This window comes from Mycobacterium sp. MFM001 (genome assembly GCF_003402475.1).
Lineage (GTDB): Bacteria > Actinomycetota > Actinomycetes > Mycobacteriales > Mycobacteriaceae > Mycobacterium.
This window is the reverse complement of record NZ_BFAB01000016.1, coordinates 34,773-57,688: the sequence shown is the minus strand read 5'-3', so window position 1 is coordinate 57,688 and position 22,916 is coordinate 34,773. Positions and strand designations below refer to the sequence as shown.

The window sequence follows — 22,916 nt, the reverse complement described above, 5'->3', positions numbered from 1 at the left end:
CGGCTACGAGCGTGCTCGGATACTCATCACTGTGAAGACGTATCCCAACCCATCGCTGAAATGCGACGAGACCGTGTGCGTTGCGGGCGTTCGCATCGATCGTGGTGTACCGGAGTGGATACGGCTGTATCCGGTGCGGTTCCGCAATGTCGATGAAGGTGCGCAGTTTGAGAAGTACGAAGTCATTGAGGTCGACGTGGTGCCACATGGCGCGACTGATTCGCGCATCGAGTCTTACCGACCTGACCAGCAAAGCATCGAGCACATCAGAAAGATCGGGACGAAAAACGACTGGGCCGAACGCCGGGAGCTGATCGGACAGCTACGCGGCGCCACCACGACGTGCGCGCTGGCGGCGGCAGCCACAAAGAACTCGATGAATGTTCCGGCCCCGTCGCTGGGTCTCATCAAGCCGATCGTCTCAGCGGTGAAGGTCAGTCCCGGCAAGCCGTGGGATGAAGATCAGCAACGCAAGATCGAAAGGGCAAGCCAGCCCGACCTATTCGGAGAAGGACTGCGTCCACTTGAACCGATGCCGTTCGAGGTCCGCTACGACTACCGATGCACTGAACCGAAGTGTCGTGGTCACCTTCAGAAGGTCCTCGACTGGGAGCTCGGCCAAGCCGGCCGCAGTTGGCAACGCAAATACGGCCCGCAGGCGATCAACCACATTCGCAAGCGGTGGGCTGAGGAGATGACGGCGGCTGAGCGCGACTTGTACTTTTTTGTTGGCAACCAGCACCAGCACCGTGGTTCATTCTCGGTTCTCGGCACATGGTGGCCTAGACGAAATACCGAGCAGCTCAGCTTGTTTCGTGCCTCACATGTGAATCACGCAGGCGTCCGGCCGGACCTCGAGTAAGCGTCGGGCGAGGATGGCGCGGTGGCATTCGGTGTGATCGCGCTCGAAGCACAGCAGCGCAACGACTCCATCGTCGAGTAGTTCGGCGACGTGCTCGAGGGCGGCACTTGCTGCATCGCCGTTAAGCACCTTGCAGTAGCGCTGGATCGCCGCAGGGTTTCCTGCACGGAATCCAGCGCGGTTGTCCTTGGGATTGCCGAGCGCACGGTGGTGGATGTAGCTGATGCCGGCGGCCGCGAGCGCGTGGGCGAGCTTGGTCTTCGAGAACCCGGGCTTGCGGCTTAGCGGCGTCAGGCGTACATCAACGAGAATCTGCACATGTTGGGCGACAAGCCGTTCAACGAGGTCGTCGATTGACTTGCCTTGATACCCAACGCTGACAAGAGAAGGTGTCTGCGTGCGCATGGCGAATATCATGCCTCATCAGAAGGTTGGGCGTGAACCGGTTCCGCGGGATTAATGTCAGGAACGCCTTGGCATGACGACGATTAGAGGCGCCACCCGACCGGGGTTAGCGCAGCGGAAGCCATGCAACCCAAGGTCATCACACCGACCGTTAAGTCTGCGACTACCCGGAATAAGCGCTGGCACTTAGTGTCTGGACCTGCCTGGTCATCGTTCGAGCGGCTGGGATGCCCAGTACTCGCGCAGGCTGGCGATGCGATCGCCGTCGAATTCGAGGATGGCGACCTCGCGCATGAGCTTGCGGTGGCCTTTGACGAGGTCGTCGAATCGCGCTTCCCACTCGGCGATGGCGGTAGTGCCATCGAGATAGAGGTTGAGTAGGCGGGCGTCGATGTTGGCTTGCTCTTTGACGACCTTGGTCTGCCAGTACTCGCGGATGCCGGCGTGTTCGCGGATCGGCTCGCCGAGGACGCGTTCATGGTAGGTGGCGGTGGGGGTGAAGACGGTCAGGATCAGTTCGGGGTCTTGGCTGGTCCATGCCCGCAGATAGGTGTCGATGACCTGCTGCACCTGGTGTTTGGACAGACTCACCGATTAGTCCTCCGTTAGTTGGTCGAGCGGGATCGCCCCGTCGAAGCGGGTGTGTGCGGCAATCGCATCGTAGAGCCGGCGCGGGTCGGCGAGTTTGACGGTAGCCAGGTCGACGCCTTGGGTGGAGCGCGGATCGACGCGCACCCATCGCCACGGTTCGGCCACGACCTGGGTGTCGGAGACGAAGGCGGTGCAGTAGCCGTCGAGCACCGTTTCTCCGGGCAGCACTGCCAGATGGATGCAGCCGTAGAAGTAGGAATCGTTGATGTTGCGCCAGTGCCCGATCACGTGGCGGCCGAACACGCCTGCCTCGATGTCGTTGCGGAACCCCGAGGAGTGGTTTTCCGCGCGGGGCTCGGGCGGGTAATTGCGTGCGGTCAGGCCATTATCGGTGACCGTGATGGCCGACAAGTCGATGTGGCGCTGGTTGGCATCGAAGATGAAGCCGGTGACCCACAGGCCCTCGAGGATCGCGGGGGCCACGCTCGGCGCGACCGAGGCCAATAGTCCGGCGCCGGCTGGGGGCGCTTGGTCGTTGTCGGGGCAGGGGGCGAACAGCTGCCGGGCTGTCCAGCCGGGAAACATCTTCTCCAGCACCTGGCAATGGTCGCCGCGCGGAAGGTGGTGAATCTGGCCGCCCACCCAGCGGTAGTACTGGGCTTTGGTCGGCGGGGCCGGGCGGCGGGGCAGGTCCAGTTCTTTTGCCCGGCGCTGGTATTCGGCAACGAACGCCGGGTAGGCGTGCAGGTGGCGCTGCTGCAGCAGGGCTTTGAGCGCGATGGCCACCCCACGACCCTAACCGAAAGTGAGACCAAACGAGACTTGAGTGAGTGCGAAACGATACCTCGATGGGGTCGCAACGCGACGCGGATTCCGCGCAGGATTGGTGTCAAAGTCTCAGCCGCCAGGAGGGCTGCGATGCAGACCGGGGGAAGCCGGGGTCAGCGAACCCGCGGCAAACGCTGTGTGCATGCGCAAAGCCTTGGTGACCAGCGTATTTCAACCACTGGTGATGAATTGGGATGAATTTCGGGCAATGTTGGCGCTAGTGGTTGGCGGGCTGCAATGAGCGGTTTACGCTCTTATTTGACGTACGCCGATACGGGAGGGTGATGGCAATGTTATTTGTGGATGCACCGCTGGTTGCGGCTCAGGGCGCTACCGAGGCTGCGGGTGCGGCGGTGACCGGGGCGACGCTGGCCGGCTCGGCTCCGGCGATGGCGGTGCCGGTGCCGATGGGTGGGGAAGAGGTGTCGGCGATGTTCGCTGAGGCGATCACCGCGCACGCCGCCCAGTATCTGGCGGCCACCGGGATCGGTGTGACCCAGCGGGGTTTGTTCGCCGCGACCGCGGGTGCGTCGTCGGCGGCCTACGCTGCCATGGACACCGCGGCGGCCGCGCAGCTGGCTCTGTAAGCACCAGGGCGAGGCGACGAGGGACACCGGGCATGTATTGGGGGATCCCGCCGGAGGTCAACGCTTTTCGGTTGACGCTGGCCGGGGCGGGCCCGACGGCGCATGTTCCTCATGTGACGGGGTTTGAGACTGCCGCCGCGACCCATATGAGCCAGGCCACGCAAATGGCGGCGACCGCCGTGAGTACGGCGACATCGTTTGTGGGTTTGGGCGGTGCGGCGATGATGGAGGCCGCGCTGGGGCACACGGCGTGGATGATGACCGCCGCGGCGCACGCCGAGAAGGCGGCGGCGACGATCGGGGCCGGTATCAACGCTTACGGGGCGGCGGTCGCGGCCACGATCCCGTTTCCCACGGTGGTGGCCAACCGGATGCGGGAAGCGGTGTTGGAGGCCACGAACATTCTGGGCCAGAACACCCCGGCGATCGCGGAGACGAACGCCGAGTACGGCGAGTTTTGGGCGCAAAACGCCGGTTCGATGATGGGCTATTTGACTGCGGTGACCGGACTGTTGGGGTCGTTGTCGATGCCGCTGCCGGTGATGCCGACCGCGGCGAATCCGGCTGCGGCGATGGCCGCCGGCGCGGCGGCGATGGGAATGTCGCTGGGCCTGCAAGGCGCGGGGATGGCGCTTGGTGCCGGTACTCAGGCAGGTACCTCGGTGGCCTCGACGGGGGCGGGTGTTGCGACGACCGGGGCCGGGGTGGCGGCCGCGTCGGCGGCCTCGGCGGGTCAAGGCGCGCAGGCCGGCCAGGCCGGTTCGAGCCCGGCGCCAGCGGCTGGGGCGCCCGGGCCGGGCGGCGGCCAGCAGCTCGATGCGGGGCAGGCGTTGGGGCCGGCGCAGGCGATGATGGGGTCGGTGATGTCGGCGCCGTCGATGGCGTCGTCAAGCGCGGGATCGATGCTGTCGCAAGCCCAGTCGCTGCCTTCGGCGATGGGTGGGCAGCTCAGTGGTCTGATGTCGCCGGCGTTGTCGGCGGCCAGCGGTGGTTTCGGCGGCGGCGGCACGCCTGGGCTGGGGGCGTGGCCGATCTCGGCGGCGGGCTCGCCGTGGTCGGGTTTGAGCGGGGCCAACGGCGGGTTCGCCGGCGGCGGTTCTGCGGTGAGCGCGATGCTGACCAAACCCTCGGCCGGGGCAGGGATGGCCGGTCCGATGGGCGTGCCCTCGTCCTGGTGGTCGAACACCGGCGCGAGCGATAAGGCCGTGGCCGGGGTGCGCGGTGCCGGGAGCGCGCCGGGGGCGGGGCCGATGGGAAGCGGCATGTACGGCATGCCTTTTGGGGCCGGCGGCTCGCAGCAGCGCAAGAACCGCGACCCGGGGCAGGCGGATAAGAGTGTGCTCGTCGACGACGGCGTCGGCGACGCAGTTCCGGTGTACACCGACGGCGGAGTCGTCTACGTGCAAGGGCAGGAGGTGTGATCCTCGGCGGGGGTTTTTCAGCGCAGCAACACGGCTGCTTACCAAACAGCGGAATACGCAAGTTGTCCACGGTGGCGAAGTGACATTCCCACGGTGGCGAAGTGACAGAAGGAGATCTTAGCAATGGCTTTGTCCACTGATACCGAACGGATGCTGGAGGCGGCCGCACGGCTGGAAGGCATCCGCGACGAGGTGGTGTCCTCGTTGGGCCGGTACATGCAGATGAATCAGGATCTGACGAGCGGCCCGTTTTCCGGGGCGGCTGCGTTGGCGTCGATGCGCACCACCGAGGACATCGCGGTGACCGGCAAGCAGGTGTCGGCGCGCTTTCAGGCGTGCATCGACCAGATCCGCGCTTCGGCGCATCAGTACGCGCAGATGAACGAGCAGAACGCCGCCCAGCTGGGCAGCATCGCCTCGACCTAAGCGCAGCTGCCCCAATCCAATTCGACAATTGAGGAGAACACTGCAATATGTCCGGAATGATGCGCTATGACCATCTGCGCATGGTTGACCACGCGACCCAGCAGGCCAGCCTTGTCACCCACATGCAGGGCTTGCAGCAGGATTCGCAAAACCAGATCGCGAGCATCGCCGAGATCTGGACCCAGCACGGCTCGAATGCGGCCCAGGAGTGCCACGCCCAGATCGGGTTGGCGTTCAACCAGGTTTTCGACACCATCAATCGGCACGGCACCGCGATCGCGGGCGCGTCGCAGCATGGGGAGATGACCGACCTGGGGGCCGCGGCCGGTTTCCGCTCGATTTGAGCATGTCGGTCGACAGCCCAGCGCGGCTGTCAACCACTTCTGAAGGGTTGTGGTTGACAGCCGCGCTTGCTGGGGTTACCCGGCTGCCGGCGGTGTTGAAGATCCGCCCGGTGGGCGGTGTCGAGGACCTCGGCGGGCATCCCGGCCTGGAAGTACTGCAGCAGGTCGGGGTGTGCAGTGTGGCCGGTGTGCTCGATCCCGACGTCGCCGACTGGGTAATGACCTTGGGCCGCCCCGACATTGAAGTCGACATCACCATCAGCGCCCCCACCGCCAGCAGCGCCGGGCGGCTGTCCGGCCCGCCGCCGGCCTTTGTGCCGCCAGATGACCCCATCGAAGCCTACGAGGCGCTGGCGCGCTGGCGGGCCCGTCAACCGGTGCAGCGCGCGGCCGCGTTGTGTCGCCGCGACGGCTGGTGGATAGGTGCCGCGCGGGTGTGGCAGATCGACAACCCCGACGAAACCGACGAGCAGGCAGAACAACTGGATGAGGTTGTGGTCTCCCCTCTGGGACAAACACCGATCAGCTCGGCCGTAACCGACTTGCTGGGCGCGGTGGAGCCGGCCCAGTTCCATGGGGTGAGCATCGAAGCCGACGTGCTGGATTCGATTGTGACCCAATGGCAATCCCACCCGGATTTGAACGTGGTGGCGATGCTTACCGAGACCGGGATGAGCGTTGAGCAAGCCCGCATCGTGGAGGTGGTCGGGGATGCCACCGCGGCGCGGGCCGCGGTGAGCGCGATCGAACACCGCGTCGAGGGGCCCGCGATCTCGTCGCGGGCGCTGATGGTGGCCGACACAGTGCTTGGCCGCGTGCTGATTTCGTCGAACGCCGGCCCGGACGGGCGGGTGTGGACGATGTTGACCTCGGGCACCGAGCAACGCATCGCCGCCGCACTAGATGACGTGCTCGAATCGCTGCCCAGCGGGGCGGATTGGCACACCCACCAAAGACTCCGTAAATAAATTACGCATGAAGTTGGCCAGCGTTGTAGACGTAAAAAACACGAGGTTGTTAGGCTCTCGGCGTGACTAGGAACCCTCGCTTCGCCAGTGCTCAACACCCAGGGCCGGGGCACCAAAAATAGGGGGCAGCAGATGAGCGAACGCGATTTCTTCAACCAGCTCGGCGCAGCCGAACCTGCGTCACCCGATCGACAACAAACCGACTATCCACCGGCACACGATGCGCAACCCAATGGCGCGTCGGGAGCGCACCACCGTAGCCCCGAATCGCGCGAGGAGAGCGCAGCATCCGACGCCGGCGCGGCGGCGCCCGAATTTCCAGCACCGGCACCTGGACTGAATGGCAGTGAGGGTCCATCATCGGGGCCGCCCGCGCCGCCGCAACCGGCGCCGCCGCCGGTGTATGACGGCCGCACCGAAGAAATCCGCATCACGCCCGAAATCCGTGCCGCCGCAAAGGCATATGAGGCGCGTCGCGACCAAAACCGAGTCCGGTTCGACAGCGCGGCGCGACGGCCCGACAATAGCGAGGGCCAGCATTGGCGCGCGCCTGCGCGGGCGCCACAACACGACACGCCCGGCGGCTATCCGGGCGGGCAGCCGCAAGGTACGGGTGGGTTCGTGCCCTCGGCGGGCAGCGGGGAGCTGCTCGGCGAGCAGCTGCGCGCCACCGACCTTGTTGCGGCCAAAAAGATTCCGTCCTCGCGGGGGTGGCGCAAATGGCTTTATCGGTGCACATTTGGGGCGATCAATACCGGCGAGTCCGGCGACGAGCAGGCGGTGCGCTGGATGCGCGATCAGGTCGCCGCCCCGATGGCGGGCACGTTCTCGGTCGTCGTCCTGGGCGGAAAAGGCGGGGTCGGTAAAACCACGGCGACGGTGGCGCTCGGGTCGACCTTCGCTGCGCTGCGGCCCCGCGAGCAGGTGATCGCCATCGACGCCGACCCGGGCCAGGGCGCCAATCTGGCCGCGCGCATCGACCGGGCCGCGGCCTCGTCGTACACCGACATCGTTGCCGCAAATGATCTGGTGCGGTATTCGGATATGCGGGCGCGGGTGGGCCACAACAAGATTGGGCTTGACGTGCTGGCCTCTCCCGCGCACCGGGCGGCCACCGCCCAGGGCATCGTGGACGCGCAGTTGTATCAGCGGACCCGGGCGCGGCTGGAACAGTTCTACAACATTTTGCTGACCGACTGTGGGGTCGACATTGCGCATCCGGTGATGGAGGGGGTTTTCGCCCAGGCCAATGCCGTGGTGTTGGTGACCTCAGCGATCCCGGATGGGGCCGAAGGCGCGGCCAAGCAGATGGACTGGCTTTCGAACCATCCCAGCCACCGGCACGTGTTGTCGCGAATGGTGTTGGTGATTAACCACATTCGCCAGCCCAGCGGGCGCAAGGACCGCAAGGAAACCGACAAGCTGGTCTCGACGCTGGTGGAGCGGTTCGGCCGGTGGGTGCCCGAGGAACGCATCTTCGAGGTGCCGTTTGACCGCCATATCGCCGCAGCCGGTGTGATCGACCTCGACGAGTTGCGGGCCGATACGCAGCGGCGGTTTTTGGAGGTGTCGGCGTCGCTGGCGACGAACTTCGCGGCGGGCCGGCCATGACGCGCGCCGATGCCGCGTCCGCGGCCGGGGTGCGGTTGACGAGGGTGGCGGTGTTCGTCGGCGACGATACCGAGGTCGACTATGTGTTGCCGGCCGGGGTGGCGTTGATCGCGGTCGTGGAGGACCTGATTTCACGCATCAACGAGCTGCTGCGCCACAAGGGCCGCCCCTTGCTGGATGCCGACCAGACCTATCAGCTGTGCCGCGCCGATGCCCGGCCGTTGGATCCGCAGAAGTCGCTGGATGAATCCGGTGTGCTCGACGGTGATGCGTTGTGGCTGTTGCCCGCGCAGGCCAGCGAGAAGTTCGAGCCGGTGACCGAGAATGTGTCGACGGCGATCGCGCGGGCGGCCGAGCAGCAGTTCACCCGTGTCGACCACGACACTGCGCGCCGCGTGGCGGGCTGGCTGTGCGCGGGCCTCATCGGCTGGGGCGAGCTGATCGTGGTGCGGCTGTGGTGGCATGGCGGCGGCTGGGCGCCGGCCGCGGTGTCGTGGTCGATCGCGGCGGCGCTCATCGTTGCGGCGTGGATGGCCGCGCGGTCAGCCGATCGGCAGTGGCGCGCGGCCAGCGACGTGCTGGCGTGGACGGCGCTGATCCCGCTCGCGGCTGGCGCGGCGGTGTCGATCCCGGGCAAGCCGAGTGGCTGGCACGCGGTAGCGGCGATCGCCGCGGCGCTGGCGTGGCTGGTGGTGCTGGTAGTGCTCACTGATCGCCACCACTGCGCGGTGGCGGCGCTGTTGACGGCCGGGGTGTTCGCGGCCGCGGCGATGCTGGTTGCCGCGTCAGGCTGGCAGGTTCGCCCGGAGCGGGTTGCGGTGGTAGCGCTGCTGGCCGTGCTGGTGATCGTCACCTTCGCCACCAGCATCGGCGTGATCGGCTCAGGGGTGCCCGGGCCGTGGTTTCCGTCGGTGACCGGCGCGGGGGTGTTCGAAACCGTCCCGGGCAGCCCGCGCGACACGGTGTCGCCGGTTTTTCCGGCCGGCACCGAAAAACCGGAGCAGATCGCGGCGTGGGCGCGCCGCGGCAACAACATTGTCACCGGAGTGCTGCTGGGCGCCGGGGTGGTAGAGGTGGGCGCCGCACGCTACGCGGTGGTGCCCAGCCAGCCTGGCGGGTGGAAGTTTGTGGTGTTCACGTTGGGGATCGCCGCCATTTTGCTGCTGCGTGGCCGCTCGTTTGTCGACCGCTGGCAGTCGGTGACGTTGACGGTGGCCTCGGTCGCGGCCGTGGCGGTGGTGATTGGGCGCTACGCCGCGGCGTCCACACCACCTGCGCTGGCCACAACTCTGGTCTGCACCGCCGCCACCCTTGCGTTGGTGGTGCTCGCCCTGGTGGGGGCGCTGGTGGTTCCGGGCGCCAAGATCAGCGCACCGGTGCGGCGAGCGGTGGAAGTCAGTGAGTACGTCCTGCTGGTGTTCGTGGTGCCGTGGGCGGCGTGGCTGCTCAATTTGTACTCGGTGGCCCGCAACCTGGTCAGCGGGGGCTAACGATGAGGCGCCACATACGGGGATCGGCGGCGGTGCTGGTGGCCGTGAGCGCGCTGGTGTGGTCGTCGGCGGGCTGGGCTCAGGCGATCGATCCCCCGGCCGTGCCGCCCGGGCCCGCCCCGGCCGACGGGGAACCGGGCCCTGACATGCCGATGAAGCAGGTCGCGGGCTGTGTGCAGACGACGGTGATGCCGGGCAGCGACCTGCGCGAGCTGCCCTCGGCGCTGCAGACGATGGACATGCGGGCGGCCTGGAAGGAATCAACCGGTGCTGGGGTGGTGGTCGGCATTATCGACACCGGTGTGGCGCCGCAACCACGGCTGCCGCATCTGATCGCCGGCGGCGACTACGTGATGGGCCGCTACGGCGACGGATTGTCCGATTGCGACGCGCACGGCACCGTGATCGCCTCGCTGATCGGGGCGGCTCCGTCGGGTGCGCCGTTGCCGACCCGGCCGCGGTGGGCGGTGGCCCCGCCGCTGCCGCAAGCCGCACCGGCGCCGGCCCCGATCCCGCCACCTCCGCCGCCGCCGACCGTGACGGTGACGGCCACAGCCACGGTCGCCCCACCGCCGCCACCGCCGCCGCCTGCGCCGGAGGACGCGCCGGCGTGGGGGCCGCCGGGCGGGCCGCAGGTGCCAGTGCCGGCCGCGCCTCCGCCCGGGGGTGGCCCGGATGGGCTGATCGGGATCGCCCCGGATGCGGTGTTGGTGTCGATTCGCCAGTCGGCGCAAACATTCGGGTTCGCCGAACCACCGTTGGGCGACAACCCGCAGGATGTGCGCCGCGCCGGCGATATCCATTCGCTGGCGCGCGCGGTCGTGCACATGGCCAATCTCGGCGCGAAGGTGATCAACATCAGTGTGGTGTCCTGTATTGCGGTGGGTAAACCGAGCGATCAGGCCGAGTTGGGGGCTGCGCTGCGGTTCGCCGCTGTGGACCGCGACGCGTTGATCGTCACGGCCGCCGGCAACGCCGGCACAGAAGGATGCTCACAAAACCCCGATCCCGCTCCCGCTGACTGGGCCGATCCGCTGGGCTGGAAAACGGTGCAAACGATCGCCACCCCGGCGTGGTTTAGCGACTACGTGCTGGCGGTCTCGGCCACCGATGCCGCCGGCGTTCCGTTGACGGGGCAGGCAGCCTCACTTCACGGGCCGTGGGTCGGTCTGGCCGCCCCGGGCACTGACATCATGGGATTGTCGACCGACGGCAAGGTGATCAACGCCTCGGTGGATAACGACAAACTCAAGCCGATCGCGGGAAGCTCGTTCGCTTCGGCGTTCGTCGCCGGCACCGCCGCCCTAGTGCGCGCGAAATACCCCGAACTGTCGGCGCATCAGGTGATCCGCCGCCTGGAGGCGACCGCGCACCCACCCGCGGCGGGCCGCGACCCAGTAGTCGGGTTTGGGGTGGTTGACCCGGTTGCCGCGTTGACATGGGATGTGCCGCCAGGTGATTGGCTGGCCCCCGGTGTGCAGATGCCGCTGCATCGCGCGCCGGTGCCGCCGCAACCTGATCAGCGCCCGAAGTGGGGCGCGGCAGCGGTCACCGGCGCGGCCGCCGTTCTGGTCGGTGCGGTGATCTGGATCGCCACGGTGATGCGGCGGCGAGGACGGTCGGCATGAAACACCTTGTGGTGCAACACCCGTGGTCAGTTGGTGGCGTGGTGGCCGCCGAGCTCGTCGCGGCCGCCGTGGCTTGGGTGCTGGTGGCGGCCGGCGTTGGGCTATGGCCTGCTGTCGGGGTCGGCGCCGTACTGGGTGTGCTGGCGTGCGTGGTCACGGTGCGCGGGTTGTGGATCTGGCAGTGGGCTGCCCGCATGCTGGTGTGGGCGCGGCATCGCCAACGCCGGCTGGAACTCGGCGAATTCGGCGATGTCCAGATCGACGGGACGACAATGGGTGTGCTCATCGACGGGCACACCGTGGTGACGATGGTCAGTGTGTGGGGCAAGCCCTACATGCCCACACTGGTCAAGCCGCAACACACGCAGACACCAAATACTTTGCCCATCAGCGTTATTGCCAACGAGATGCGCCGGGCCGGGTTGGGTGTCGATGTCGATGTGATCTGCGAGGGCAGGCGCAGCTCGTCGGATAGCTACGCCGGGGTGTATGCGTCGTTTCTGGCCAACCGCGCGGCGGTCGGGCAGCGCAGCGCCACACTGGTGGTGCGGTTAGACACCCGCGCCGCGGACACCACGGCGGGCCTGCTGTGGCGGGCCAACACGGTGATGGCAGCGGCGGCGGCCACCGCGCGGATCGTCAAGGCGCTGCGCCAAGCCAACTGCCGCGCCAAGATTTTGACGGCCGGGCAGATGCGGGAAGCCGCCGCAGCCAGTGTCGGAGGGTCGGAGGTCGCCGCAGCCACCTACGACGACCAGTGGAGCTCGCTGCATCAACCCGGCCACGGCTACGCCAGCGGCTACTACTTCACCGGCGACATGACGCCGGCAACGTTGGAAAACATGTGGGCCTACCCCGCCGAGCACACCACGTTGGTAGTGGCGTTGCGGCGCAGCTCATCTGGCGTGAACGCATCTGCGGCGGTGTGGTTCACCACGGTTCAGCCGATCACCACCACACCCGCACCGATGCTGAACCGCTTCACGGGCCGCCAGTGGCACGCGCTCGCGGCCACACTGCCGGGTGCGGCCCGGCTGACCGGGCTGCCGTCCGCGCCGGTCAGCAGCGACCTCGATAACGCGGTTGCGGTCGGGCCTTCGGGAATTCTGGTCGGTGGTGTTCGGGACGGCATGGTGCTCATGCCGCTCTCAGATCCGGCCCAGCCCACCCGCGTCACTCTCAATGCCGAATCCGACGTGCTGGTACGCCAATTGATTCGCCGCGCTGCCGCGACCGGTGAACAGGTCGCAGTCTACGACCGGACCGGTCGCTGGGAGATGAGTGCCGCATCGTCACGAATCTGGACCACCCGCGACCTGGGCAGCCAGCCACCGCGACCGCCGACGATGGTCGTGCACAACGGTCAAACCAACCCCTACCCGGGGGCGTGGATCTCGGTCGCCGTGGGCGCCAACTCGTCGTATGACCCCGACGTCACCATCGAGCAGTGCGGCAACGAAATCCGCTTAAGCACCAAGCGATTCTCCGCGGTCCTCGAGCCCGTCAGCGTCCGCAACGAACAGCCATTCCTCAACTGAGACCAACGAACACGGGTTGAACAATTCACGAGTTATCCGGGCCGTTCGTCCACCTGGGGCGGGGCGGTTGATTCATACCGGGATCGTGGCTGATGTGGGCGTAGTGTTGGACGAACTCGGTTGAGGCCATGCACGATTACTGCGTGTCTGAATCGCTGATTAACGCCGATTTCGAAGCGGCGGCCGCCGAGGACGATCACAACCGGCGCGCGGCACTGTTCTTCCGAGCCGTATTGATTGTGGCCAGTTCGGCGTCGATCGCTGGCAACGCCGCCCACGCAGTGGTGGCAGCAAATCTCGGTGTGCCAGCGCCATTGGCCGCTGCGGTCGCTGTGGCGCCTCCGATCATCCTGATGAGTTCGATTGAGGGGTTGTCCCTGCTGATCCGTACGAGCCGTCGATCGAAGGCTACGTTTTGGTGCGCGTTGGCGATGACCGCGCTGCTCGCCAGCTGTGCTTTCATATTGTCGTTTGAAGCATTGCGGGACTTGGCGATCCGCTCGGGTATTCCCCAGGAACTGGCCTGGCTTTGGCCGGTAGTCGTTGATGTGACGATCGCCCAGGCCACGATGGCATTGCTTGCCCTTTCGCGCTCACGCAGCGCAATTACGTTCTTGCCGAGCTTATTCGATGATGAGAGCGACGTAGAAGACGTGGAGTCCGACATCGCCGCCGGCGCGCAGGATCGCTGGGTCGGGCCCGGCGCGATCACCGACGACCATGCCCAGCGCGCCCTTGCCATCGTGCAATCGGGCCGTATCCGACAAACACCGGAAACGGTCAAAACGGTGCTCGAACTGGAGGCTTCGGGAGCCAAGGCCAACGAGATCGCAACACAAACCCGTCTACACCACAGCACTGTGCGGCGGATCCTTGTCACCGCCGCGCGCTCACGCGCCGTCGATGAAACACCATCTAACGGTGTTGAGCGACACCAACGGCAGGAGCTAAGGCTTGCACGTTCGAATTAGCTCGTCTGATCCACTTATGTCGCTTAGGTGGCCTGAGATGGCGGTGTACGGCCGTAGTTCGGTGATACGGCACAAACGCTTCGATCCAAGGGGCAAGGATGCATCGAAGCTGGAAAGGCCGTGCGGCCGAATTGTTGTGCTCGTATACGCATTCTTGGTGATGTAGAGGAGGCAAACCGTGGCGCTGCTCGACGTGGTGCTCTTTCCGTTCAGCTTGCCGTATTCACGGCTCGCATCTTCACCGGAACCTTCGCCCGTGTACTGGTTCTTCACGTGGATCTGTGGCGCTCTTTTCTATCTGCTGTTGCTGATCATTGCGCACCTCACCGTCTTCTACGCTTGTGAACGAATCGCCGACGCAATCGTCAAGGTGCGCGTTATCGCGGATCAGGGCGCGACGCTTGAGCAGCGGCGACGCAACGCTTGCTGGCTTATTCGTGTCGACAGGTGGCGGCGTGTAGTTAAGAGCCGCACTTGGGTGCACTACGGTTTCGGCGACGAACCAAACAGAACTGAACGCCTCACTCGCGGCACGCGACGATCAGCCGTGTCCCGGTTTCTTATCGGTGTGGGATTCGGGGTTGGTGAGGTGGCCAACTCGGCGAAGACCGCTGTCCTTTCCTGGCTGGGTGCATTGAGCGCTCTTGCCGCCACGTGGGTGGTGTACGAATCGCAGGTGCGGCACGCGTGGGCAGCGATCGCCGCTTGGCTTGACAACCTTGATCTCCCACAGTTGGCGCTGGCTTTCACAATCGTGACGTTTTTCGTGGTTAATGCGGTGAATTGGAGGCGGCGAGGATTGAGTAAGTGGCGTTCCGATCACTCCTCCGGGGCTTACGCAGACCTCGCCCGCATCCGAGTAATTGTGTTGGGGGCATTGAAGGTGATCAGCCCGGCGCTCACCGCGTGGCATTCCAGCATGGCGCGCTCGTGGGATATCGCAGCCTCGCCTGCGCGGATGTGCCCCTCCCTAGTCGGGCCGCCCTATCGTGGGCCGTGGCGGTCTCAGTTCGACTGCGCTCATAAAGCGTGCGAAGACGCCCTGCGTGACATCGAGGCCATCACGGGCGACCCCGATCGGCGCGACGGGATTTGGGCCGCCGTTCCCTGGTATGTCCGCGGCCCCCTGTTTCTCCCCGCCGACTACCTCGAGCTGAAGATGTTCGCACCGGCGGTTCACCAGCGGGTTGATGAGTTCCTCGCTGGTGCCACAGATCGGCAACGGCTCTACTGCCAAATCGTCGAAGCCGCGGCCAGCGCAGCCGCACACCAAGCGCAAGCCGCGCTGCACCAACACCTTGACCGCCCGGTACTGGAGCTGCTTGCAGGCGGCGAAGACGACCCGCCTAATCGTTACCCGGAAGTCGTCGAAGCGGCGGCCAGCGCAGCTGCACATCAAGCGCAAGCCGCGCTGCACGAAAACCTTGACCGCCCGGTGCTGGAGCTGCTGGCAGCCGGCGAAGACCAGGCGCCGCAGCATTACCGGGAAATCCTCGACAGCGCCGCCAGCGCAGCGGCAGGCCGAATACAGGCTGCAGTCCACCAAAACGTTGACGAGCGCTGCCTTCGTCAACTTCATCGAGGTGACCAAAAGACACATGAGGAGCTCTGGGCGCCGCTTGGCTTAAGCGATGATCCGCCACAGCGTCCGGAGTGAGTCCGCAACATCGCGATTGGCCGCGCGGCCAGAGCCATCGAGCACAGCGCGCAAGCCGAACTCCACCAACACTTGGACACACTGATCGCCGACGGCAAAGACGCTCTGCACTACCACCAGCTACTCGACAAGGTTCTGCGCGACGGATGCCGGGCAGAAGCCGAGCTACGCGAGTTCTTCGACATCGTTGAACAAGGCGCTGTTTCCACAAGGGTTATGGCAACGCGTCCTAGCCGCGTTCGGCCGCTAAACGGTTAACGCGTGGTCGGGATCGGCGAGGTGTGCTACCTCGCCGTGACGGCGACCAGATCGGCATTCGGGCACACTTGGGGGACACTCGGCGCGCTACCGCGCCGCGTCAACGGCTGGGATGTGGATGTCGTGGGCGGTCAGAACCTCGTCGATGGCTGAGCGCATGTCCTCGATGGTGACCAGCCGCAGGGTGGCGGGGTCGGCGGTGAGCATGTCGATGGTGGGGTCGGATGCGATGCGTGACTTCATTTTTTTGGCGCATGCGGATAGGACGTTGCGTGCATAGCGGCCGTTGGCGGCGATGTCGATGAGCAGACTGTCGTCGCCGTGGGTTTGTCCGTGTTGGGGGCCGGTTACGGGTGTGGTACAAAGCCATTTGGCAACCTTCGCGAAGTAGTGGCGGGCCTCTTGGGCGATTGTGACGTGTGATTTGGCGGCGAAGAGGTCTGCAATGCCGATGATTTCGTCGGGTGTGTTTGAGGTGAATTCGAGCTTGTGAGGGAAGCGGGAGCGTAGGCCGGGGTTGGCGGAGAGCATTCGGCTCATGGGGGTGGCGTAGCCGGCGAGGCAGATCATCATGTCGCGGCGGTGGTCTTCGGCGTATTTCATGATGGTGTCGAGGGCGATGCGGCCGAAGTCGCGGTCGAGGTCCTCTTTGTAGAGGGTGGGGGCTTCGTCGATGAATAAAGCGCGCCCGTAGGCGCTTTCGAGGATCTTGGTGGTCTTTGCTTCGGTTTCGCCGATGTGTTCGCCGAGCAGTTGTTCGCGGGAGACTTCGATGAATTCGGGGGATTGCAGGATGCCCAGGCCGAAGTACATTTGGCAGATGATGCGGGCGATGGAGGTTTTGGCGGTTCCGGGTGGTCCGACGAGGATCATGTGCAGTGAGCCGTCTTGGTCGCCGCCCAGCCCGCGTTGGGCCATGATCTGGTCGTAGTGTTGGACGTTTTTCAGTTCGGTGACGTGTTCTTTGACTCGTTGCAGGCCGACGAATTCGGTGAGGGCGCCTTCGGCGGCTTGAAGGACTTGTTGGGCTTTTTCGCGGTCGTGTTGGCGTTGCAGTTCGTCTGTGCTGGGGCCGGAGTCGGGGTTCCAGCGGTCGGTGCGGGCGGCGATGGCTTCGGCGGTGGTGACGATGGGTCCGTAGGTGGGGTCGGCGAGGGCGGTGGCGGCGGCGGGCCGCAGTTGCCCGTCGATGGTGGCGGCCCGGAATTGGGTGCGGGCTGCGGGTTCGTCGCCTTGGGCGCGGTGGCATAGACCGCGGTAGAGGGCTGCGTCGGCGGCGATGGTTTCCGGCACGCGCGGCGGGGTCAGCGGTTGTAGCACTGAGAGTGCGGTGTCGAATTGGCCGAGTCCGGTGTGGGCGATGCCGGCCAGCAGCGTGGTGGCGTCTTCAATGATCGGCGCGGTGTGTGCGGCGGGCCGGGATGTCCAGGACAGGACGTCGGGCCAGCGGTGGGTGACGAAGTGCAGGGAGGCGCCGATGAAACGGTGCAGGGCCTGTTGGGCGGGTTCGCGGGTGATGTCGATGTCGTCGAGCGCTTTTTCGGCGCTGTCGTAGTCGTTGGCGGTGATCAGGCCCGCGACGTGAGCAAGGGCAAGCCCGATGGGGGTGGTGGGGTAGAGGGCAAGGTAGCCGCTGGGTGCGGGGATGACGGGGCGTAGGTCGTCGTCGGCTAGGCCCAAACGGCGTGTTTCGCGGTGCAGGGTGGCGCTGGTGTGGTGCGCGTTGCGCAGGGTGGTGACGCTGGTGTCGCCGGCGGCGGCCAGTCCGACCCAGGCATCGCACATGGTGGCGTCGAGGTCGATGGCCCGGCGGAACGCGATGCGGGCTTGGTCGGGGTCGGCGGGCTGGCCGTCGAGCAGGCCGAGCGCGGTGATGCCGGTGTCGAGGTAGTCGCGTGCGTTCACTGTTCGCCTTCGCGGGTCGCTGGGGTGCCGGGCCGGCGCACTGACCCAAATTCTAGGGGCGCACCATCATCGTCGCGGGCGCTCCGGGATCTGCGGTTGTCGCCGTCAAGGGGTGGGGCTTCGATTCCGGTTGGTGCGACGTCCGTGGCGGTGGGTGTGACGTCGCGTCCGTGTCCCCGGTCGGTAGCGGGGCGGGGGGAGAAGGTGCTGTGGCCGATGTCGGCCGCAGGCTGATCGGTGCGCTCGGGCGAACGGTTGTTGTTGCGCCGCGAGCGTGATGACGTGTCGGTGCCGGGGTGGTTGTCGGTGGCTGGTGTGTGGTGTTGGCGGTGTTTGTGTGCGGCGTGGCCGGCGGCGGCGACAGCGGCGGCGGGGATGGCGATTTCGGGGGCTGCGACGTCGGCGGCGGCGCGGGCGGCGGTTCCGGCAGCGGTGCGGGTGGCAGCGGCGGCGGTGGCCTCGGCGGTCTGGGCGGCACCGGTTTTCGCGGTGGCCCGGGCGCCATCGCGGGTGGCGGTGCCCGGTTTGGCGATGGTGGAGGCGCCTGGGGTGGGTTGGGTTTTTCGGGTGGAGCTGCGGGGTTTGAAGGTGTCGAAGCCGGGCGTGGTGGTGCTCGACGTGTCGTCGGTGTCGTTGTCGTCGCTGTCGCGGTTGCGCCGGTAGCGGTCACGCAGGCGCCCGGACAGGGTGCGGGCTTGGTCGATGTGGGCGCGTGCCTCGTTGTATTGGCGGCGGCCTCGTCGGGCGGTGTCGCCGGCGGCGGTGTGGATGGTGCGGGCAATGGTGCCGATGCCGTCGGCGTGGAATTGCTTGTCGATGTAGCGGAATAACAGCAGTGCTGCGATGGAGGCGAGCATCATGATGAGCATGCGTGGGGCGACGGTGATGGTGCCGGTGCCGAGCATCGGGGTGGTCAGGGTCCAGGCCAGCCACACCACGACGATGCCTAGAAATGCTGTGTAGACGGCCATTTCGACGGCGTGGATGAGGAGTTGCCAGCCGCAGTGTTTGGCGTAGGCCAGGGAGCGTTCGGCCAGACCGGTCATGCCGACCATGAATGAGGGCGCCAGGACGGTGCCGTAGTAGCCGGCTTTGAGTCCGACGAGGAAGGTGCTGATGGCCACGTACCAGATGAACAGCGAGAACACCGCGCCTGCGAGCAGGAAGACGATCGCCAGTACCGCGTCGCCGCCGCCGAGCTGTTGGGCGTGAGCGAGTGCTTGGGGCGCACCGCAATTGGCCATGGCGTGCGCGGGTCCGGGTCCTTGACCGTTGGCGGCGCTGATGGCTCGCGACCAGGCGCCTGCACAGGTGCCGACGTCGTCGACGACGAAGCCGAAGTTGACGACTTGCAGTGGGTGGCGCACGCCGGCGGTGACGAGTTGGGCCAGCATGGCGCCCAGTTGGGCATCGAGCGGTTGGCTGGGGGCGTAGGGTCCGCCGCGGGTGGCTTGGGCGATGGAAAATCCGGTGGCGCGCCCGATCGCCAGGAGCCCGTGGTCGCTGTAGAGGTCGGTGATGGGGTCGGCGAACACGGTCAGCAGCAACACGGTGAACAGCACGCCGGTGCCGATGATGGCCCAGCCGCGGCCGCGGTGGCCGCGCAGGATGTTGATTCCGCCGATGATCGCGCACAAGGTGATGGTGATGGGTCCCAGGTAGAGCTGGTTGGCCACGGTGGTGACGGCGTTGTAGACGGGCCGGGTGATTTGGGCGACCGTGACCAGCCAGGTGCCGGACAGGGCGAAACGCAGCAGCCACAGCGCGACGCCGACGATGAAGATGTAGAAGCCGGTGGTGGTGGTGAGCCACCATGCGGCGGTGGAGTGGGTGATGCCGGTCTGGATTGCTTGGCCGGCCCACTTGAGCACGGAGGACGGTTCGAGCAGCGATACCCCTTGTCCGTTGTTGGTGACGGCTTCGGGGGTGTCGACGACGGACAGGAAGTAGTCCTTGAGCGGCACACCGTAGCTGTCTTTGAGCCCGGTCCAGCCCAGGGCGGCACCTCCGGTCGCGGCGGCGGCTGACGGCGCGCTGACCACCGCCCACAACGCCAGGGCATGCATGGTGGTCACGAGGGTGACGAGTTGGCGGGCGCGGGGGTGTTCGGCCAGCCATGCGGCGAGCAAATCGGTGCGGGCGGGCTGGCTCATGCCGCCACCGGCGGGGTGCTGTCGAGGTCGGCGGCGAGCTGGGGTGTGGGGGCGCCGAAGAATTTGGCGCGGGCGTGGCGGCGGAATTCGTCGACGATGAATCCTTCGCCGCGCCGGTGTGGTTCGACGTAGCCGATCTCGTCCTCGTCGCCGGCGGTCAGGGAGGTGTTGGCGGGGCTGGTGTCTTCGACGTAGGACTGCACGACGTCGGGGTAGAGCTCGGGATCGATGCCGGCCCATTCCAGCGTTTGTTCGGCCAGGGTTTCATTGGTGATACGGAATAACCATTTCTGGGTGATGAACTCGCTGCCCATGCGCTGTAGGTGATGAAAGTCTTGGGTGATGAGCCAAATGCCGGTGTTGTGCTTGCGTCCTTGGGTGGTGACGCGGTGGGCGGCGCGGGCACCGGGTGGGTATGCCAATAGTTCGGCGCACTCTTCAAAGATGATGGTGCCGAACTGGTCTGGGCGCGCAAACAGTTGCTGTTGCTCGAGGTCGACGAGTAAGCCATAGATGGCCATGGCCGCTAGTTGGCGGGGTTGCAGATCTAATCCGCCGTTGACCGCGGCGCGGATGTCGTCGGCGTCGGGCAGGGCTAGGTTGCGGGTCAGCCAGATGGTGACCTGGGAGTCGGCCGTTAAATAGGGTTTGCGGTGCGGATCGAAGAGTGCCTGGGTGTAGTGGGAGGCGGCCGCGGCCTCGAGCCGCAGCAGCAGCTCGTTGTCGTGTGGGTTGGGTTGGGCTCGCAGGTATTCGATGAGGTCGCGCATGCGCCGGATTCCGTTGCGTTCGCGGTTATCTGGGCGCAGTGCGACTTCGAATTGGGCGCGCATGACGCTAAGTGGGTTGACGCCGATGAGGGGCAGGATGTGGTCGGCGGCTTTGCTGGCTGCTTCCTCGTCGGGGAAGATCACCAGCGGGTCCAGGGATATGTCGGCCTGGGTGGGGTCGAACGCGTGCGCGTCGGGGATGGTTCGCAGTGCCTTGGCCCATTCGGCGTGCTTGCCGGGATCGAACACTCTGACTTGGGCGCCGCGCAGGGCGAGTTCGGCGGCGGAGAGTTTGGCGCGGTTGGATTTGCCGCCGCCTGGCTCGCCGACAATGCCTAGGCCTGTGTTGTGGTTGCGTCGAGCGGTGCCTTCGGGATCGTGCAGGATGATGCGCGGGCGCATGGTGTTTTGGTTGACCGCGAGGGGGCTTCCGGTGGAGTTGCCGCATTCGTCGGAGGTCAGCGGCATGAAGCGGGCCCACCGGTGTGCGGTTGTGGGGTTGCGGTATTCGTCGAGGGGGCTGGTGGTTTCGCTTCCGGGGTTGAAGGCTTTCCACAGCGCCCGGTGTGATCCGCGGCGGCGGCTGAATGCGATGGCAACCGAGTCGAGTTCTTGGCGGATCTGTTTGACCGCGTCTTCGATCACCTCGATGGAGGCCGCGCCGACGGCGATGACGGGGGTGCCGTCGAGTTCGCGTTCGGTGGGGTTGGCGTTGAGTTCGCTGGAGTAGTCCAGGGTGGCATCGAGCTTGTTGGCGAGGTCTTCAGCGTCGGCGGCGTCGCGTTTGGCTGCGCGTTGGCGCTGCTGGTCTTCGATGTTTTTGGCGTTGCGGCGATTGGCGGCCAGGGCTTGGTCGGGGGTGCGCAGGTTCAGATGCTGAACCCAGTCGATGGTGGCGAGGGTGTCGACGTTGTCGAGGGCGCGCAGATATGCGGCTTTGGGGAAGCGCACACCGCGGGCGGGGAATTGGTCGACGGCCAGCATTGCTTGGTAGCTGACCGGGCCGACAAGGTTGGCGTGTTCGTCGAGTTCTTGAATGCGCACCACCGAGTGGCGGCTGGGCCACCAGCGCAGCTGGCGATCGAGGTTGGCGCCTTCGTCGAAATGCCAGCGCCCAAATGCGCTGCCGGGCAGGGTGTGTGGGCCTTCGAAGGGGTGGGGCAGGGGCGCGGTGAATACGCCGCGCAGTGCGATGTGGCGGTGGTGCCAGCGGATCTGGGCGGGGGTGGCGGCGGTGGTGTGAAATTCGTCGGGCAGTGCGGCGATGATTTCGTGGGCCAGTTGTGTGTAGGCGGCCACGGAGGCCTCGGAGTCGGGGTCGCGGCCGATGATCCATTTCCCGAGTTTTTCGGCTTTACCGGTGACGGTGCGGCCGAGCCGGCCGGAGTCCACCGGGATGGTCAGCCAGTGCACTCGCTGTTGGGGTCCGGTGTGGTGTCCGGTCTGCAGCGGGTCGGCGACCATGGGTTCCCAGCGGCGGCAGTGTGAAACCCATGCGGGCTTGTCGTCGTGACGGCCGAGGATGTTGGACAGGATGCGGTCTTGGTCTTCGCAGGCCAGCAGCCCGAATAGCTGTGACCCAGAAGGAAGGTTGCGGCCGAGGTTGCGGGTGAGCCGGGCCCCGCGTTCCCATACGGGCAGTGGTCGCATGGTCAGCGGCAGGCCATGGATCAGATAGTCGGCGTAGACGCCGGTGCGGGTGTAGCGCAGGTTACCGATCACCTTCTGTGGCGGGTCGAATGAACGGTCAACGCGGGGCGGCATGGGGTGTCCTTGGCATAGTCGCGGAACCAACTGGCTTTGGCCTGGCCGTGGGTGTGGGCGGGGCAGAAGTGATCACCGCTCGCGGTAGCCAGGCGTTGTAAAGGAATTGGGCTCGGGTGGATAGCCGGGGGCGGGCCTTGGGAAGCAGCACCCTCATGGCCAAGACGATGGCCGCAGTGAGCAGGGGCGCTCCCAGCAGCACGATCAACACGTGCGGTGATTGGGTGTGATGGGTGACCCAGAAGATCGCCGGCACGTTGATGGTGCCGATCGCGACGAGTTCTGGTGTGCGGTAAGGGCCGAGTGGCAGTTGGTTGCCCGTGGATGACTCGCCAGCCCAGATCGGGATGTCACGAATTCCGGTCCAGACCTTGGCGTTATCGCCAGTGTGGACCGGTGCGTTTTGCTGGGTCATCGCCCGGAGTAGATGCCTGGCGAGTAGCCGGTGCGGTCGCGCAGCTCGTGCACGCCCATGTCGCGGAATCCGACGGCGTTGAGGATGCACACCGACAGCCCCACCCCCATGAAGAAAACAGCGATCGCCGTGCCGAACCCAAGTTTTACGGCCGTCTTAAGAGAGACAAGGATTCCGGCGGCGAGTGCGCCCAGCCCACCGAGGCCGGCGATGAGCAAATACATTTCTTGGCCCATGCCCATGAGGCCGGATGCCGCCATCACGGATGTGTTCATTGCGTTGGTTCTCCTTTACCTGGGTTCGGTTGGGGCATTGAGGCTTTCG

At 66.0% G+C, this 22,916-nt stretch carries 20 protein-coding genes; 12 read left to right on the top strand and 8 right to left on the bottom strand.

Annotated features, from left to right (window positions below):
• Nucleotides 1–31 precede the first annotated feature (31 nt).
• Nucleotides 32–862 (top strand): hypothetical protein, encoded by an 831-nt coding sequence (locus MFM001_RS21490; RefSeq protein ID WP_238159327.1) that lies wholly within the window; start codon nucleotides 32–34, stop codon nucleotides 860–862.
• On the opposite strand, the gene MFM001_RS21485 is transcribed toward MFM001_RS21490, so the two are convergent.
• From MFM001_RS21485 to MFM001_RS21475, 3 genes are all read right to left on the bottom strand, one after another.
• Nucleotides 821–1,267: a DUF488 family protein gene (locus tag MFM001_RS21485; protein ID WP_238159326.1), complete on the bottom strand. Its 447-nt coding sequence runs from the start codon at nucleotides 1,265–1,267 to the stop codon at nucleotides 821–823. The two genes, MFM001_RS21490 and MFM001_RS21485, sit on opposite strands and share 42 nt — an antisense overlap.
• 207 nt (nucleotides 1,268–1,474) lie before the next feature.
• Nucleotides 1,475–1,858, bottom strand: a complete 384-nt coding sequence (locus MFM001_RS21480) for a nuclear transport factor 2 family protein (protein ID WP_238159325.1) — start codon at nucleotides 1,856–1,858, stop codon at nucleotides 1,475–1,477.
• 3 nt (nucleotides 1,859–1,861) lie between these two features.
• Nucleotides 1,862–2,644 carry a hypothetical protein gene (locus MFM001_RS21475; RefSeq protein WP_116377290.1) on the bottom strand — a complete coding sequence of 261 codons (783 nt, stop codon included), beginning with the start codon at nucleotides 2,642–2,644 and terminating at the stop codon, nucleotides 1,862–1,864.
• A gap of 332 nt (nucleotides 2,645–2,976) precedes the next feature.
• Here MFM001_RS21475 and MFM001_RS21470 point away from each other — a divergent pair, with 332 nt between their 5' ends.
• The 11 genes from MFM001_RS21470 (at nucleotide 2,977) to MFM001_RS24395 (ending at nucleotide 15,327) form a co-directional block, all read left to right on the top strand.
• Nucleotides 2,977–3,273 carry a PE domain-containing protein gene (locus MFM001_RS21470; protein ID WP_238159324.1) on the top strand — a complete coding sequence of 99 codons (297 nt, stop codon included), beginning with the start codon at nucleotides 2,977–2,979 and terminating at the stop codon, nucleotides 3,271–3,273.
• Between the two features lie 32 nt (nucleotides 3,274–3,305).
• A complete protein-coding gene (locus MFM001_RS21465; protein ID WP_116377288.1) occupies nucleotides 3,306–4,694 on the top strand; it encodes a PPE family protein in 1,389 nt (462 codons plus the stop codon).
• Between the two features lie 123 nt (nucleotides 4,695–4,817).
• The gene (locus MFM001_RS21460) at nucleotides 4,818–5,120 is read left to right on the top strand and encodes a hypothetical protein (protein ID WP_116377287.1); all 303 of its coding nucleotides are present in this window, start codon (nucleotides 4,818–4,820) and stop codon (nucleotides 5,118–5,120) included.
• An 80-nt stretch (nucleotides 5,121–5,200) separates the two neighbouring features.
• Entirely contained in the window at nucleotides 5,201–5,464 is a 264-nt protein-coding gene (locus tag MFM001_RS21455) for a hypothetical protein (RefSeq protein ID WP_142760720.1), read from the top strand.
• 53 nt (nucleotides 5,465–5,517) lie between these two features.
• Complete coding sequence (locus tag MFM001_RS21450) at nucleotides 5,518–6,432, top strand: ESX secretion-associated protein EspG (protein ID WP_238159323.1); 915 nt, start codon at nucleotides 5,518–5,520, stop codon at nucleotides 6,430–6,432.
• Nucleotides 6,433–6,564: 132 nt separating this feature from the next.
• Complete coding sequence (locus MFM001_RS21445) at nucleotides 6,565–8,043, top strand: MinD/ParA family protein (protein ID WP_142760719.1); 1,479 nt, start codon at nucleotides 6,565–6,567, stop codon at nucleotides 8,041–8,043.
• Nucleotides 8,040–9,533 carry a type VII secretion integral membrane protein EccD gene (gene eccD, locus MFM001_RS21440; protein ID WP_116377283.1) on the top strand — a complete coding sequence of 498 codons (1,494 nt, stop codon included), beginning with the start codon at nucleotides 8,040–8,042 and terminating at the stop codon, nucleotides 9,531–9,533. The genes MFM001_RS21445 and eccD overlap by 4 nt, the downstream gene beginning before the upstream one ends.
• Nucleotides 9,534–9,535: 2 nt before the next feature.
• Nucleotides 9,536–11,161 carry a S8 family serine peptidase gene (locus MFM001_RS21435; protein ID WP_116377282.1) on the top strand — a complete coding sequence of 542 codons (1,626 nt, stop codon included), beginning with the start codon at nucleotides 9,536–9,538 and terminating at the stop codon, nucleotides 11,159–11,161.
• Nucleotides 11,158–12,699 (top strand): type VII secretion protein EccE, encoded by a 1,542-nt coding sequence (gene eccE / locus MFM001_RS21430; RefSeq protein WP_116377281.1) that lies wholly within the window; start codon nucleotides 11,158–11,160, stop codon nucleotides 12,697–12,699. Before MFM001_RS21435 ends, eccE begins: the two co-directional genes overlap by 4 nt.
• Nucleotides 12,700–12,842: 143 nt before the next feature.
• On the top strand, nucleotides 12,843–13,670 hold the full coding sequence (locus MFM001_RS21425) for a DUF2637 domain-containing protein (protein WP_160118032.1): 828 nt from the start codon (nucleotides 12,843–12,845) through the stop codon (nucleotides 13,668–13,670).
• 178 nt (nucleotides 13,671–13,848) lie between these two features.
• On the top strand, nucleotides 13,849–15,327 hold the full coding sequence (locus tag MFM001_RS24395; RefSeq protein ID WP_142760718.1) for a hypothetical protein: 1,479 nt from the start codon (nucleotides 13,849–13,851) through the stop codon (nucleotides 15,325–15,327).
• 345 nt (nucleotides 15,328–15,672) lie between these two features.
• Here the strand turns inward: MFM001_RS24395 and MFM001_RS21415 are convergent, their stop codons facing one another.
• Genes MFM001_RS21415 through MFM001_RS21400 form a run of 5 tightly spaced genes read right to left on the bottom strand, consistent with a single transcriptional unit; the run spans nucleotide 15,673 to nucleotide 22,867 of the window.
• Nucleotides 15,673–17,490, bottom strand: a complete 1,818-nt coding sequence (locus MFM001_RS21415) for an AAA family ATPase (RefSeq protein ID WP_116377278.1) — start codon at nucleotides 17,488–17,490, stop codon at nucleotides 15,673–15,675.
• A complete protein-coding gene (locus tag MFM001_RS24520) occupies nucleotides 17,487–19,643 on the bottom strand; it encodes a hypothetical protein (RefSeq protein ID WP_160118031.1) in 2,157 nt (718 codons plus the stop codon). The genes MFM001_RS21415 and MFM001_RS24520 overlap by 4 nt, the downstream gene beginning before the upstream one ends.
• Nucleotides 19,640–22,177 (bottom strand): ATP-binding protein, encoded by a 2,538-nt coding sequence (locus MFM001_RS21405; RefSeq protein ID WP_116377277.1) that lies wholly within the window; start codon nucleotides 22,175–22,177, stop codon nucleotides 19,640–19,642. The genes MFM001_RS24520 and MFM001_RS21405 overlap by 4 nt, the downstream gene beginning before the upstream one ends.
• Nucleotides 22,161–22,592, bottom strand: coding sequence for a hypothetical protein (locus tag MFM001_RS24390; protein ID WP_142760717.1), 432 nt, complete (start codon nucleotides 22,590–22,592; stop codon nucleotides 22,161–22,163). Before MFM001_RS24390 ends, MFM001_RS21405 begins: the two co-directional genes overlap by 17 nt.
• Nucleotides 22,589–22,867, bottom strand: a complete 279-nt coding sequence (locus MFM001_RS21400) for a hypothetical protein (RefSeq protein WP_116377276.1) — start codon at nucleotides 22,865–22,867, stop codon at nucleotides 22,589–22,591. Before MFM001_RS21400 ends, MFM001_RS24390 begins: the two co-directional genes overlap by 4 nt.
• Nucleotides 22,868–22,916: the final 49 nt, after the last annotated feature.